This window comes from Bradyrhizobium sp. 26S5 (genome assembly GCF_036923295.1).
GTDB lineage: Bacteria > Pseudomonadota > Alphaproteobacteria > Rhizobiales > Xanthobacteraceae > Bradyrhizobium > Bradyrhizobium septentrionale.
Genome location: NZ_CP145948.1, coordinates 139,967 through 153,373, shown reverse-complemented (window position 1 = coordinate 153,373; position 13,407 = coordinate 139,967). Strand labels below are relative to the sequence as shown.

Here is a 13,407-nt window from a genome sequence, read left to right as displayed (position 1 = left end):
CCGATGGCCGTTGGCAAGGTTTCTGACGCCGATTTCGAAGCCGAAGTGCTCAAGGCGACCGGGCCGGTGGTCGTCGACTTCTGGGCCGAGTGGTGCGGCCCCTGCCGCATGATTGCGCCCGCTCTCGATGAGATCTCCGGCGCGATGGGCGACAAGGTCAAGATCGTGAAGCTCAACGTCGACGAGAGCCCGAAGACCGCGTCGAAGTATGGCGTGATGTCGATCCCGACCCTGATGATCTTCAAGGGCGGCGAGATGGCGTCCCGTCAGGTCGGCGCCGCTCCGAAGGCCAAGCTGCAGCAGTGGATCACCGCTGCGGTCTGATCCGTTTCGAATTAGCTGATTTGCGACACGGCCGGCGAAAGCCGGCCGTTGTTTTAGCGGATCCATCCCGTCGCCAGGGCCGACGCCAGCTCAGGCTGGCCGTGCTGCCGCGCCAGCGCCGCCATCGTCGCGTGGTCGTAGGGCACATGGCGGAAGGTCACATCCCAGTCGCCATCAACCTTTTGAAGGATCGCGTAGCGCGCATCGGGCGAGCCGGCCTCCACGACATGCGGATGCGGCTTGCCGGCGCGATAGCCGGGCGAGCCGACGCTGCCGGGATTGACGATCAGCCGGCCGTCGCTCAACCGCACGGCGCGGGCGATGTGGGTGTGCGCGCACAGGATCAGCGATTGCCTCACGCCGGCCGCCCTCACCTCGATCGTCTCTAGCGTGGACATCAAAACTTCGCCGCCCGGCGGCACCGTGTCGAGCCAGTAGGTCTCGTCATCTTGGGGCGTTGCGTGACAGAGGAAAACCTCGTCGCGATAGATCGCATTCGCCGGCAGCGTGCGCAGCCAGTCGAGATGCCGCGGCTCGAGCTGGGTGTAAGTCAGCCGCTCCCATGGGCCCATTTTTTCATGCGGACGGTCGATCAGATAGCGATCGTGATTGCCGAGCAGACGGACCGCATCGAGCGCCATCAGCATATCGATGGTCGGCCGGGCGTCGAGCGGCCCGCTCACCATGTCGCCGAGATCGACGATGTCTGAAATTCCCTGGGCGCGAATGTCCGAGAGCACGGCTTCCAGCGCGAGATGGTTGCCGTGGACGTCGGCGATCGCAGCAAAACGCATGATGTCAGCCGTCTCCCTTGCGTGCCCCGGACGCAGCGCAGCACGTAGTGGTGCGCTGCTGAGCCGGGGCCCATTGCGTCAAGATGGGTCCCGGCTCTGCGGAGCATCGCTGTGCGCTGCACCGCGTCCGGGACACGAGATTGATCATGCAGGAGGTGTGCCGTTGGCGGCAAGCACAGGGCCGGCCAGATACAGCGAGCCGGTGATCAGGATGCGCGGCGGCACCTCGTAGGCCAGCGTGGCGAGCCGTTGCAGCGCGGCGTCGACGCCACCAGCGATCTCGACGCGCATGCCGAGCGCACGCGCGGCGTCCGCCAGCTTGTCGGGCGCCATGCCGTTGTCGCGGCCGGGCACCGGGACCGCGATGATGTGGCGCGTCAGTCCGGCGAAATTGGCGAGGAAGGCATTGGCGTCCTTGTTGGCCATCATGCCGGCGATCACCACCAGCGGCCGCGACACCCGCTCCTCGAGATCGCCGAGCGCTGCGGCCGCAACGCGTCCGCCCTCGGCATTGTGGCCGCCATCGAGCCAGACCTCGGAGCCCTGCGGTCCCTGGCAGACAAGCGTGCCGGAGGCCAGCCGCTGCATCCGCGCCGGCCATTCCGCATTGACGATGCCGGCCTCATAGGCCGCGATGTTGAGCTTGAACGTATCGATCGCGCGCAGCGTCGCGATCGCAAGGCCGGCATTGTCGAACTGATGCCGGCCGAACAGTTTTGGCGCGGCAAGGTCCATCAAGCCGCGCTCGTCCTGATACACCAGCCGGCCGCGCTCGACGCCGACATGCCATTGCTGGCCGGCCGCATGCAGCGGCGCGCGCATGCGGTTCGCCTCCGCCTCGATCACGGCCATCGCGTCCGGCGCCTGCTCGGCAGAAATCACCGGCACCTTGCGCTTGATGATCGCGGCCTTCTCGCCGGCGATCAAACTCAGCGTGTCGCCGAGGAACTCCATGTGATCCATGCTAACCGGCGCGATCACCGAAGCGAGCGGCGTCTCGACCACGTTAGTCGAGTCCAGCCGGCCGCCGAGGCCGACCTCGAGCAGTGCGACGTCGGCCGGATGCTTGGCGAACAGGCAGAACGCCACCGCCGTTTCCATCTCGAAGATGGTGACGGGATTGCCGGCGTTGATGCGCTCGCAATCCTCGAACGTCGCGCGCAGCTCATCGTCACCGACGAGCTTGCCGCCGCCGACGGCACCCAGCCGGTAGCACTCGTTGATCCGCACCAAATAGGGCGAGGTGAAGACGTGCACGCGCAGGCCTGATGCTTCCAGGATCGCGCGCAGATAGGCGATGGTCGAGCCCTTGCCGTTGGTGCCGGCGACATGGATCACCGGCGGCAACTTGCGCTCGGGATGATCGAGCCGCTCCATCAAGCCATGCATGCGATCGAGGCTGAGATCGATGCGCTTCGGATGCAGCGCCGATATCCGCGCGATCAACGCCTCAAACGAGGGTTGCGATGGGGCGGCGCTTGCGGTCACGCGTGCGGCGCGGCCGGCACCGTCTCCGGCGCCGTGACGATCTGGGCCGGCTCGGTGACGGCGACGGTGGGCTTGGAGGCGGTTTCAAGCGCCGGCGACTTGGTCAGCAGGCGGCACAGCCGCGCCAGCGTGCCCTTCATCTCGTGGCGGTGCACGACCATGTCGACCATGCCGTGCTCGCGCAGATATTCGGCGCGCTGAAAGCCTTCCGGCAGCTTCTCGCGGATGGTCTGCTCGATCACGCGCGCGCCGGCAAAGCCGATCAGCGCACCGGGCTCGGCAATCTGGATGTCGCCGAGCATCGCATAGGATGCGGTGACGCCGCCGGTGGTCGGATTGGTCAGCACGACGATGTAGGGCTGCTTCGCCTCGCGCAGCATCTGCACGCCGACCGTGGTACGCGGCATCTGCATCAGCGACAGGATGCCTTCCTGCATCCGCGCGCCGCCGGAGGCGGCGAACACGATGAAGGGCGACTTCTTCTCGACCGCGAGTTCGAGCCCGCGCACCATCGCCTCACCGGCGGCCATGCCGAGCGAGCCGCCCATGAAATCGAAATCCTGCACCGCGACCACGACGCCGGCGCCTTCGAGCTTGCCGTAGCCGACCTTGATCGCGTCGTTCAGCCCGGTCTTGGTGCGGGCGTCCTTGATGCGGTCGACATACTTTCGCTCATCGCGGAATTTCAGCGGGTCCGCCGTCACCTCGGGCAGCGCGACGTCGAACCAGGTCTCGTTGTCGAAGACCGACTTCAGCCGCGCCACCGCGCCCATGCGCATATGGTAGTTGGAGCCGGGGATCACGAACTGGTTGGCCTCCACGTCCTTGTAGAACACGAGCTGCCCGGAATCCGGACATTTGATCCAGAGGTTCTCGGGCGTCTCGCGGCGCAGGATGTTGCGGATCTTTGGCCGGACGACGTTGGTGAGCCAATTCATGGTTCGCTCCGAAATGCGGGTCGGTCCCGCACCAGCTGGATATATGGCGGGCCGGGCGAACCCGGCAAGCCGCCGTCGGCGGCCTTGTTGCCGCAAAATGTGGCTTATTCAGCGGCCTGTTTGGCGCCCCGGACCCCCTGCGCCAGCGCCGACACCAAATCGGCCACCGCGGGCACGGTCTTCGGCGTCGCGCGGCCCTCGGCATCGAGGCTACCCCGCACCACGTCGACGATCGCGGTGCCGACCACGGCGCCGTTGGCGTTTTCGGCGATGGCGCGCGCCGTCTCCGGGGTCCGGATGCCGAAGCCGACGCAGACCGGCAGCGTGGTGTGGCGCTTGATGCGGGCGACGGCTTCCGAAACCGCGTTCGAATCGGCAGTCGCAGCGCCGGTGATGCCGGTGATCGAGACGTAGTAGACAAAGCCCGAGGTGTTGGCGAGCACCGCCGGTAGCCGCTTGTCGTCGGTGGTCGGCGTCGCCAGCCGGATGAAGTTCAGCCCGGCCTTCATCGCGGGGATGCAGAGCTCGGTGTCTTCCTCCGGCGGCAGATCGACGATGATCAATCCGTCGACGCCGGCTTCCTTGGCATCGGCCAGGAAGCTGTCGACGCCGTAGATGTAGATCGGATTGTAGTAGCCCATCAGCACGATCGGCGTGGCATTGTCGTCCTTGCGGAAGTCGCGGACCATCGCCAGCGTCTTTCGCAGCGTCATGCCACCCTTGAGCGCGCGCAGGCCGGCGGCCTGGATCGACGGGCCGTCGGCCATCGGATCGGTGAAAGGCATGCCGATTTCGATGACGTCAGCGCCGGCCTTCGGCAGCGCCTTGAGGATGGCGAGCGAGGTCTTGGCGTCGGGATCGCCGGCCATCACGAAAGTGACGAAGGCGGAGCGGCCCTGCTGCTTCAGCTCGGCGAAACGTGCGTCGATACGGGTGGTCACTTCTTCCTGCCCTTCAAGATGTCGCCGACCTGCGGCACGTCCTTGTCGCCACGGCCCGAGAGGTTGACCACCATCAGGTGATCCTTCGGCCGCTGCGGCGCGAGTTCGGACAGTTTCGCGATGGCGTGCGCGGATTCCAGCGCGGGGATGATGCCCTCAAGCCGCGACAGCAGCTGGAATGCGGCCAGTGCCTCCTCGTCGGTCGCCGAGAGATATTTCACGCGGCCGGTCTCGTGCAGCCAGGCGTGCTCGGGGCCAATGCCGGGATAATCGAGGCCCGCCGAGATCGAATGCGCTTCCTCGATCTGGCCGTCGGCGTCCATCAGGAGATAGGTGCGGTTGCCGTGCAGCACGCCGGGACGGCCGCCGGCGAGCGAAGCCGCATGCAGCTGCGTCAGTCCATGACCGGCCGCCTCGACGCCAAAAATCTCGACCGAGGGATCGTCCAGGAACGGATGAAACAGGCCCATCGCATTGGAGCCGCCGCCGATGCAGGCGACCAGCGAGTCCGGCAGGCGGCCCTCGGCCTCCTGCATCTGGTTGCGCGTCTCGTGGCCGATGATCGACTGGAAGTCGCGCACCATCATCGGATAGGGGTGCGGACCCGCCACCGTGCCGATGCAATAGAAGGTGTTGTGCACGTTGGTGACCCAGTCGCGCAGCGCGTCGTTCATCGCATCCTTCAGCGTGCGCGCGCCCGACTGCACCGGGATCACCGTGGCGCCCAGCATCTCCATGCGGATCACGTTCGGCTGCTGCCGCTCGACGTCGACCGCGCCCATATAGACCACGCATTCGAGCCCGAAGCGTGCGCACAGCGTCGCCGTCGCCACGCCGTGCTGGCCGGCGCCGGTCTCGGCAATGATGCGCTTCTTGCCCATGCGGCGCGCGACCATGATCTGGCCGAGCACGTTGTTGACCTTGTGCGAACCGGTGTGGTTGAGCTCCTCGCGCTTCAGATAGATCTTCGCGCCGCCGAGATGCTCGGTGAGCCGTTCGGCGAAATACAGCGGCGACGGCCGGCCGACATAGTCCTTCAGATAGACGTTCATCTCGGCCTGGAACGCCGGATCGGCCTTGGCGTCGGCATAGGCCTTTTCGAGATCGAGGATCAGCGGCATCAGCGTTTCCGCGACGAAGCGTCCGCCGAAAATGCCGAAATGCCCGCGCTCGTCGGGACCGCTGCGGAAGGAATTGGGCAGGTTAGGATTCATCGAACCATCAGTTCTTCTGGCCGCGTCGCGGCTGTTTCCACTCCCTCGCCCCGCTCTTGCGGGGCCGAGACGAGCATAGCTCGCTCTGAGAGGGTTGGGGTGAGGGGTTTCTCCACTTGCTCGATCATCGTTGCGGCGCCCCTCACCCGCCCGCGCGTTGCGCGGTCGACCTCTCCCCGTGAACGGGGAGAGGTGAGGACGGTTGGGTTGCGCGTGCGGCGCGGATGAAGGCGCGGATCAATTCCGGATCCTTGACGCCGGGCGTGCGCTCGACACCCGACGAGACGTCGACCCCGCCGGCGCGGGTGACGCGGACGGCTTCAGTGACGTTCTCGGCGTTGAGCCCGCCGGAGACCATGTAGGGCAGCGCGAGATCGAGATTTTCAAGCACGTGCCAGTCGAAGGGCGCGCCGAGGCCACCCGGCCGCGTGGCATCCTTTGGCGCGCGGGCGTCGAACAGAATGCGGTCGGCGACGCCAGCATAGCCCGGCAGCGGGGTGAGGTCGGCTGCGGTCTCGACCGGCAGCGCCTTCATCAGCGGCAGGCCGAATTTCTGCTTGAGATCACGCAGCCGCGCCGTGGTCTCCTTGCCGTGCAGCTGCAGGAAGTCCGGCCGCAGCGTCTCGATGATGTTCTCGATGGTGGCGTCGTCGGCATCGACGGTCAGCGCGACCTTCACGGCGCGGCCCTTGGCCTGCTTGCCGAGCTCGCGCGCTGTTTCGAGGCTGATATGGCGCGGCGACGGGGGAAAGAACACGAACCCCACCATGTCGGCGCCGCCCTCAAGCGCGACGTCGAGCGTCTCGCGCGTGGACAGGCCGCAGATTTTGACGAGCAGGGGCATGGTCTCGAAATGGGTCTTCAAAACGGTTTTCGGGCGGCCGGAACCGGGGTGCAGCCCGGTCCGACGGGGCGGGTTCTACAACGTCGCGCCCTGCTTGTCTCGCCCATTGGGCCCGTAAAACCCTGATAGGGCCGGCGCCGGGCGGCGCTGCGCGTCGTCCCGGGAGGCGGCGGCCCTGAGGTCGGCGAGCTCGGTGCGGACGTGGCGGGCGTCGGCCTCGTGCTGCCGGGCCGCGCGGCGCCAGCGCCCCTGCCTGAACCAGGTCGCGATGCCGCCCGCGAGCACGCCGAGGATCGCGGAGACGATGATCACGACGAACAGCGGCAGTGTGACCGCAACCACAGGCGTCACAGAGTTGAAGGGATCGAACGACACCGTCACCCAGTGACGGTTGGCGACCGCAAAGATGATGAAGATCAGTCCGAGCGGAATGACGACCACTGCCGTGAAGAACTTTCGCATGACCATCTCTCGCAGCGATGGAGACAGTGCGGGCAGATCGCCCGCAACACGGCAACGCGTGACGCCGCGCGTTAGGCGTCGGCCTTGTTAGGCGTCAGCTTTGGGCGCGTCGACCTTGGAGGCTTCCGCGTCGGCGTCGCGATTGAGGCGCTCGCGCATTTCCTTGCCGGTCTTGAAGAACGGCACGCTCTTCTGATCGACCGGCACATGCTCGCCGGTTCGCGGATTGCGGCCGGCGCGCGCCGGCCGATGCTTCACCGAGAATGCGCCAAAACCGCGCAGCTCGACGCGGTCGCCACGCGCCAGCGCCGCGACGATTTCGTCGAGAATCGCATTCACAATGTTCTCGACATCCCGCTGATAGAGGTGCGGGTTGTGCTCGGCGATACGCTGAACAAGTTCGGATTTGATCATCGAAAATGGGATCCGGGCTCTTGCGGAGACCCATTTCCGTGAAAATGCCGTGCACTGTCAAGACGCTAAATCGATTTAGAGCGTCGTGAAATCACGTGACAAATAGCCCAATTGGGGCATGCGGCGATTCCCGCAGAGCGGGAATACCCTGATGAGTACGCGTTTGACAGCTGGCTAGTCGGTTCCCATCGGGCTCCACAGTGCCAGCATGCCATCGAGCCCGAATCGATCGACCGCCTGGGCCACGCCGCCCTGCTCGATCCGCCGCGCGAAGCCGCCGAGGCCGAACGCATCGAGTGTCACGGACGCCGCCGTGCGCAGGAAGGTCAGGTCGCTGAATCGCGGATTAAGCTTGTAGTTGCGCACTGGCAGGTCGCTTTTGACCTTCTTCTCCGCAACCAGCCAGGCGATCGCGGTCTTCTCGTCCCCGAGCTGATCGATCAGCTTGAGATCGACCGCCTGCCGGCCTGTGAAGACGCGGCCATCGGCGACCTTCTCCAGCAGGGCGTCATCCATGCCGCGCCGTTCCTTCACCAATCCACGGAACCATGCATAGGAGTCCTTGACCAGACCGTCGATCGCGGCGCGGGCCTCGGGGCTGGTCGGCTCGAAGCCGTTGGGCGCCGCCTTCAGCGGCGAGGATTTGATCTCCTCCATCTTCACGCCGACGGTCTTGAGCAATTCGGACACGTTCGGAAACTGGAAGAGCACGCCGATCGAGCCGACCAGCGAGGTCTGCTGGGCGACGATATGATCGGAGGCGATCGCCGTGATGTAGCCGCCCGAGGCCGCCAATCCCTCGACCACGACGACGAGCGGCTTCTTCGCCTTCAACTGCGTGAGCGAGTCGTAAAGCTGCTCGGAGCCCGCGGTGGTACCGCCAGGCGAATTGATATGCACGACAACAGCCGCATAGCTCGACTTGCCGAGCCGCTCCAGCGCCTCGACGCGCTCCTGATCGCTGCGGATCAGTCCGTCGATACTGACGCGTGCGATCGCGTTCGAGGTCGCAAAGGTGCCGCGCCCGCCGGCGGCGATCACGCCCACGCCTACGATGGCCGCGATCGCAATGACCGCAGCAGCGACGCGCCAGAACGTCAGCTTGCGCCTGATCCGGCGGCGGTCGACGATCACGTCTGAATCCAGCGACATCCGATCTCTCCAGAAATGGTCAGCGCGCAATCCGCGCCTTTTGCAGTCGCAGCGTCACTATCAGCTTAGCCAAATACATCAATTGCGACGCAATATGAAGAAAACAAGGCCCCAACCTCCCCTTGAAAAGGGAGGTCGCTTTGCTCGCGAGAGCAAAGCGGGTGGGGATCTGCTCCCTCCACATACAGTGTCAGTCGCGGCTGACCCCCATCCCGACCTTCCCTCTTTCAGGGGGAAGGAGAAGACAATTTCGCTCCACTCCATCCGGGCTACGGGACCAACAAAAAAGGCCCCGGCTTTCGCCGGGGCCCCAATCGTCCATCTGATCGAACGAGCCTTACTTGTCGGTGCCGCGGTTCTTCAGCGCGGTGCCGAGGATGTCGCCGAGCGTCGCCCCCGAATCGGAGGAGCCGTACTGCGCGATGGCTTCCTTCTCCTCGGCGACTTCGAGCGCCTTGATCGAGACCTGCACCTTGCGGGCCTTCTTGTCGAACTGGATGACGCGGGCATCGACCTTCTCGCCGACGGCGAAGCGTTCGGCGCGCTGGTCGTTGCGGTCACGGGCCAGCTCGGACCGCTTGATGAAGGTGGTGAACTCGGTGCCCGAGATCCGGACCTCGATGCCGCTCTCCTTCACTTCGAGCACTTCGCAGGTCACGACCGCGCCCTTCTTGACGTCGCCCGGCTCGGCGAAGGGGTCGCCTTCGAGCTGCTTGACGCCGAGCGAGATGCGCTCCTTCTCGACATCGACATCGAGCACCACGGCCTTGACCATGTCGCCCTTCTTGAAGTTGTCGATGACCTGCTCGCCCGGAAGCTTCCAGTCGAGGTCGGAGAGATGGACCATGCCGTCGACATCGCCGTCGAGACCGAGGAACAGACCGAACTCGGTCTTGTTCTTGACCTCGCCTTCGACAATCGAGCCGACCGGGAACTTCTCGACGAAGACTTCCCAGGGATTGCGCATGGTCTGCTTGAGACCGAGCGAGATACGGCGCTTGACCGAATCCACTTCCAGCACCTGCACTTCGACTTCCTGCGAGGTCGAAACGATCTTGCCGGGGTGCATGTTCTTCTTGGTCCACGACATCTCGGAGACGTGGATCAGGCCTTCGATGCCCGGCTCGAGCTCGACGAACGCGCCGTAGTCGGTGATGTTGGTGACGCGGCCGGTGAAGCGGGCACCCAGCGGGTACTTGGCTTCGATGCCCTGCCACGGGTCGTCCAGCAGTTGCTTCATGCCGAGCGAGATGCGGTGCGTCTCGTGGTTGATCTTGATGATCTTGACCTTCACCGTCTGGCCGATGGTCAGCACCTCGGTCGGGTGGTTGACGCGGCGCCAGGCGATATCGGTGACGTGCAGCAGGCCGTCGATGCCGCCGAGATCAACGAACGCACCGTAATCGGTGATGTTCTTGACCACGCCGTCGATCACCTGACCCTCTTCGAGGTTCTGCACCAGCTCCTGGCGCTGCTCGGCGCGGGTCTCTTCGAGCACCGTGCGGCGCGACACCACGATGTTGCCGCGGCGGCGGTCCATCTTGAGGATCTGGAACGGCTGCGAGTTGTTCATCAGCGGCGCGACGTCGCGGATCGGACGAATGTCGACCTGCGAGCGCGGCAGGAAGGCCACCGCACCGTCGAGGTCGACCGTGAAGCCGCCCTTGACCTGGTTGAAGATGACGCCGTTGACCTTTTCGTTGTTCTGGAACGCCTTCTCGAGCTTGCCCCAGCTTTCCTCGCGGCGCGCCTTGTCGCGCGACAGCACGGCTTCGCCGAGCGCATTCTCGATGCGGTCGAGGAACACCTCGACTTCGTCACCGACCTTCAGATCGCTTTCACGGCCGGGGCCGGCGAATTCGCGCAGCGCGACGCGGCCTTCGGTCTTCAGGCCGACGTCGATGACGGCCATGTCCTTCTCAATTGCAACCACCTTGCCCTTGATGACCGAGCTTTCCTGCAAATTGCCGCCGGCAAAGGACTCATCAAGCATCGCCGCGAAGTCGTCGCGGGTCGGGGTATAGGAAGACACAGTATTCGAAGCCATTTGTTCTCCAGCGCGGGATTCTTGCCGGCCGTTCGGGTTGATGGGCGCACCGCGCGTGAAGTGTCAGGGTTCCGCAAACCCTGACGACCGCTTGTTGCAGGAGGCGCAACAGCGGGCCGGCAGCATGACTGCACGTTCGGTACGTTTGAATTGTCCGGAGCCTGAAACGAAAATATCGACTTCAAGACCTGGGAGCGGGCGTTCCTCCAGATGCGGCGAGGGCTAAAACCCGGCGCCGGCCCGCTCAGACACGGCCTCGACATGGTCGATGGCGCTCCGAACGGCGCTGATATAGCCCCGGAGGTCATTTTGGGCAAGCTGGAAATGCCCGATTTACGGGCGCTTAAGGCTGATCGCGCCCGCGGCTGCGCCTCAACGCTTTGTTGACCGCATCGCGCGAAATGCGGCGCAGGAGGGTCGCCCCTGGAACCCGCCCTTAAGCAGCCCCCACTACACCGCTAAAAACAGGGGGACTAACAATGAAAAGCTCTGTGGTGCTGGCGGTGTTTGCCGTCCTGACGATTGGAAATGCCGTCGCCGCGCTGCCTGGCGCCGTACCGGCCGGGCCCGCCGCTTCGGCCCAGGCGGTGCAGCCGCTTCTGACCATGGCCGAGCAGGAACTGCCGTTCGACCGCTACTGGTCCAAGAACTGATCCAACTGATCCCACTGGTCCACGCCGGACCCGGAGCGCGATGATCCCGTCATCGCGCTTTTTCTTGTCCGAGCCTCGCCGGATTCAGCGCCTGGCGCGCGCCTGCTCGACGATCGCGATGGCGGCGCGGACGCCGGCCTCGATGTCGAGGTTGGAATTATCCAGCGTGTGGGCGTCCGATGCAGGCCGCAATGGCGCAATCGCCCGGTTCTTGTCCCGATCGTCGCGCTTGAGAATGTCGGCGAGCACCGCTTCCTCGTCGGCGTCCTCGCCGCGGGCACGCGCCTCCAGCGTGCGCCGCCGCGCCCGCACCCGGGGGTCGGCGACCACGAAGATCTTCACGTCGGCATTCGGACAGATCACGGTGCCGATGTCGCGCCCATCGAGCACCGCACCGGGCGGATCGGCGGCGAATTGGCGCTGGAAGTTCACCAGCACCTCGCGCACCTCGGGAATCGCCGACACCACCGAGGCGGCATCGCCGACCTTCTGGGTCTTGAGGATCGGATTGCCGAATTTTTCGGGATCGAGCTCGAGCGCCGCCGCCACCGCCAGCACCTTGTCGCCGAGATCGGCACCGGCTTCGATCATGGCATAGGCCACCGCGCGGTAGATCACGCCGGTGTCGAGATGGCGATAGCCGTAGTGGTGGGCGAGCCGTTTGCCGAGCGTGCCCTTGCCCGAGGCGGCGGGTCCGTCGATGGCGATGATCATGCGAAATCAGCTCCGAGCGCGCGCATCATCGGAATGAAATCCGGAAAACTGGTGGCGATGAAGCCGGTGTCGTCGATCTTGACCGGCCGATCGGACGCGCAGCCCATCACCAGCGCCGACATCGCGATGCGGTGGTCCATATGGGTCGCGACCAGGCCGCCGCCCGGCACATGGCCGCGGCCCTCGACGATCAGGTCGTCGCCGGACACTTCGACCTTGACCCCATTGACCCGCAGCATGTCGGCGGTGGCTTCAAGACGGTCGGATTCCTTGACGCGCAGCTCCTGCAGGCCGCGCATGATCGTGGTGCCCTCGGCGAAGGCGGCCGCAACCGCCAGCACCAGATATTCGTCGATCATCGACGGCGCGCGCTCCGGCGGCACCTCCACGCCCTTCAGCTTCGAGGCGCGCACGCGCAATTGCGCCATCGGCTCGCCGGCATCGCCGCGCACATCGCTCTCCTCGATCGAGGCGCCCATTTCGCGCAGCGTGGTGAACAGCCCGGTGCGCAGCGGATTGGTCATCACGTCGGAGAACACGACGTCCGAGCCTTGGACGATCAGCGCCGCCACGATCGGGAACGACGCCGAGGACGGATCGGCGGGCACCACGACGCCGGCGCCGTGCAGCTCGGGCTCGCCGTTCAGCGTGATCCTGCGGCCGTGGCTGCCTTCCTTCTCCGAGGAGATCTCGGCACCGAAATGCTTCAGCATCAGCTCGGTATGGTCGCGGCTCGCCTCCTGCTCGATCACGGTGGTGACACCGGGCGCGGACAGCCCCGCCAGCAGCACCGCGGACTTGATCTGGGCCGAGGCGACCGGCGTCTTGTAGACGATCGGCACCGGATAGCGGGCGCCATGCAGCGTGAGCGGCAGCCGGCCGCCCTCCCTGATGTCGCTAGTCCGGGCGCCCATCAGTTCCAGCGGGTCGAGGATGCGGCGCATCGGCCGCGTGCGCAGCGAGGCGTCGCCGTCGAAAATGGCCGCGATCGGACAGCCGGCCACCGCGCCCATCACCAGGCGGCAGCCGGTGCCGGAATTGCCAAAATCGAGCGCGGCTGAGGGCTGGGCGAAGCCGCCCACGCCTACGCCTGCGACCGACCAGGTAAACGGGGCCGTCCGCTCCACCTTGGCGCCCAATGCGCGCATGGATTTGGCGGTATTGAGGACGTCCTCGCCCTCCAGAAGACCGGAAATTCGGGTTTCGCCCACCGAAAGCGCCCCCAGGATAAGGGCACGGTGGGAGATCGATTTATCGCCGGGAACGCGGACTTTGCCGGCCAGGGGGCCGCAGGCGCGCGATTCCAGCGGGGTCGGGATGTCAGAATGGGCCAAGATTGTGTCCTCTCGCGCCGCGGCAGGTATCACATAGGCAACACCGCGTCACGCGCCCGTCACTTGCGCACAAACCGCTATTGACAGC

General features: G+C 65.5%; 14 protein-coding genes. 2 read left to right on the top strand and 12 right to left on the bottom strand.

What is annotated here, in order from left to right:
- The first annotated feature begins 3 nt into the window (after positions 1 to 3).
- Positions 4 to 324, top strand: coding sequence for a thioredoxin (gene trxA, locus V5279_RS00745; RefSeq protein ID WP_016847387.1), 321 nt, complete (start codon positions 4 to 6; stop codon positions 322 to 324).
- Positions 325 to 377: 53 nt separating this feature from the next.
- On the opposite strand, the gene V5279_RS00740 is transcribed toward trxA, so the two are convergent.
- The 10 genes from V5279_RS00740 to rpsA form a co-directional block, all read right to left on the bottom strand.
- Complete coding sequence (locus V5279_RS00740) at positions 378 to 1,118, bottom strand: metallophosphoesterase family protein (RefSeq protein ID WP_338694238.1); 741 nt, start codon at positions 1,116 to 1,118, stop codon at positions 378 to 380.
- A 144-nt stretch (positions 1,119 to 1,262) separates the two neighbouring features.
- Positions 1,263 to 2,507 carry a bifunctional folylpolyglutamate synthase/dihydrofolate synthase gene (locus tag V5279_RS00735; RefSeq protein ID WP_414645988.1) on the bottom strand — a complete coding sequence of 415 codons (1,245 nt, stop codon included), beginning with the start codon at positions 2,505 to 2,507 and terminating at the stop codon, positions 1,263 to 1,265.
- A gap of 95 nt (positions 2,508 to 2,602) precedes the next feature.
- Entirely contained in the window at positions 2,603 to 3,544 is a 942-nt protein-coding gene (accD, locus tag V5279_RS00730; protein WP_166300049.1) for an acetyl-CoA carboxylase, carboxyltransferase subunit beta, read from the bottom strand.
- 104 nt (positions 3,545 to 3,648) lie between these two features.
- Positions 3,649 to 4,485 carry a tryptophan synthase subunit alpha gene (gene trpA / locus V5279_RS00725; protein WP_338694236.1) on the bottom strand — a complete coding sequence of 279 codons (837 nt, stop codon included), beginning with the start codon at positions 4,483 to 4,485 and terminating at the stop codon, positions 3,649 to 3,651.
- Complete coding sequence (gene trpB / locus V5279_RS00720; protein ID WP_338694235.1) at positions 4,482 to 5,699, bottom strand: tryptophan synthase subunit beta; 1,218 nt, start codon at positions 5,697 to 5,699, stop codon at positions 4,482 to 4,484. The genes trpA and trpB overlap by 4 nt, the downstream gene beginning before the upstream one ends.
- Positions 5,700 to 5,841: 142 nt before the next feature.
- Entirely contained in the window at positions 5,842 to 6,543 is a 702-nt protein-coding gene (locus V5279_RS00715) for a phosphoribosylanthranilate isomerase (RefSeq protein ID WP_338694234.1), read from the bottom strand.
- A 75-nt stretch (positions 6,544 to 6,618) separates the two neighbouring features.
- Positions 6,619 to 7,005 carry a LapA family protein gene (locus V5279_RS00710; protein WP_338694233.1) on the bottom strand — a complete coding sequence of 129 codons (387 nt, stop codon included), beginning with the start codon at positions 7,003 to 7,005 and terminating at the stop codon, positions 6,619 to 6,621.
- Positions 7,006 to 7,092: 87 nt separating this feature from the next.
- Positions 7,093 to 7,419 (bottom strand): integration host factor subunit beta, encoded by a 327-nt coding sequence (locus V5279_RS00705; protein WP_029082476.1) that lies wholly within the window; start codon positions 7,417 to 7,419, stop codon positions 7,093 to 7,095.
- Positions 7,420 to 7,593: 174 nt separating this feature from the next.
- Positions 7,594 to 8,571 (bottom strand): signal peptide peptidase SppA, encoded by a 978-nt coding sequence (gene sppA, locus V5279_RS00700; protein WP_338694231.1) that lies wholly within the window; start codon positions 8,569 to 8,571, stop codon positions 7,594 to 7,596.
- 337 nt (positions 8,572 to 8,908) lie between these two features.
- Positions 8,909 to 10,618, bottom strand: coding sequence for a 30S ribosomal protein S1 (gene rpsA, locus V5279_RS00695; protein ID WP_338694229.1), 1,710 nt, complete (start codon positions 10,616 to 10,618; stop codon positions 8,909 to 8,911).
- A gap of 479 nt (positions 10,619 to 11,097) precedes the next feature.
- Between rpsA and V5279_RS00690 the strand changes: the two genes are divergently transcribed.
- Complete coding sequence (locus tag V5279_RS00690) at positions 11,098 to 11,271, top strand: hypothetical protein (protein ID WP_338694228.1); 174 nt, start codon at positions 11,098 to 11,100, stop codon at positions 11,269 to 11,271.
- Between the two features lie 84 nt (positions 11,272 to 11,355).
- Here V5279_RS00690 and cmk read toward each other — a convergent pair whose 3' ends face one another.
- Positions 11,356 to 11,985: a (d)CMP kinase gene (gene cmk, locus V5279_RS00685; RefSeq protein ID WP_338694227.1), complete on the bottom strand. Its 630-nt coding sequence runs from the start codon at positions 11,983 to 11,985 to the stop codon at positions 11,356 to 11,358.
- Positions 11,982 to 13,319: a 3-phosphoshikimate 1-carboxyvinyltransferase gene (gene aroA, locus V5279_RS00680; protein WP_166300063.1), complete on the bottom strand. Its 1,338-nt coding sequence runs from the start codon at positions 13,317 to 13,319 to the stop codon at positions 11,982 to 11,984. The genes cmk and aroA overlap by 4 nt, the downstream gene beginning before the upstream one ends.
- Between the last annotated feature and the right edge of the window lie 88 nt (positions 13,320 to 13,407).

Coding starts and splice junctions, on each gene's coding strand:
- V5279_RS00740 (WP_338694238.1), bottom strand. CDS start 1,118: ATGCGTTTTGCTGCGATCGCCGACGTCCACGGCAACCATCTCGCGCTG.
- sppA (WP_338694231.1), bottom strand. CDS start 8,571: ATGTCGCTGGATTCAGACGTGATCGTCGACCGCCGCCGGATCAGGCGC.
- trpB (WP_338694235.1), bottom strand. CDS start 5,699: ATGAATCCTAACCTGCCCAATTCCTTCCGCAGCGGTCCCGACGAGCGC.
- trxA (WP_016847387.1), top strand. CDS start 4: ATGGCCGTTGGCAAGGTTTCTGACGCCGATTTCGAAGCCGAAGTGCTC.
- accD (WP_166300049.1), bottom strand. CDS start 3,544: ATGAATTGGCTCACCAACGTCGTCCGGCCAAAGATCCGCAACATCCTG.
- V5279_RS00735 (WP_414645988.1), bottom strand. CDS start 2,507: ATGCATGGCTTGATGGAGCGGCTCGATCATCCCGAGCGCAAGTTGCCG.
- rpsA (WP_338694229.1), bottom strand. CDS start 10,618: ATGGCTTCGAATACTGTGTCTTCCTATACCCCGACCCGCGACGACTTC.
- cmk (WP_338694227.1), bottom strand. CDS start 11,985: ATGATCATCGCCATCGACGGACCCGCCGCCTCGGGCAAGGGCACGCTC.
- V5279_RS00690 (WP_338694228.1), top strand. CDS start 11,098: ATGAAAAGCTCTGTGGTGCTGGCGGTGTTTGCCGTCCTGACGATTGGA.
- V5279_RS00710 (WP_338694233.1), bottom strand. CDS start 7,005: ATGCGAAAGTTCTTCACGGCAGTGGTCGTCATTCCGCTCGGACTGATC.
- V5279_RS00715 (WP_338694234.1), bottom strand. CDS start 6,543: ATGCCCCTGCTCGTCAAAATCTGCGGCCTGTCCACGCGCGAGACGCTC.
- V5279_RS00705 (WP_029082476.1), bottom strand. CDS start 7,419: ATGATCAAATCCGAACTTGTTCAGCGTATCGCCGAGCACAACCCGCAC.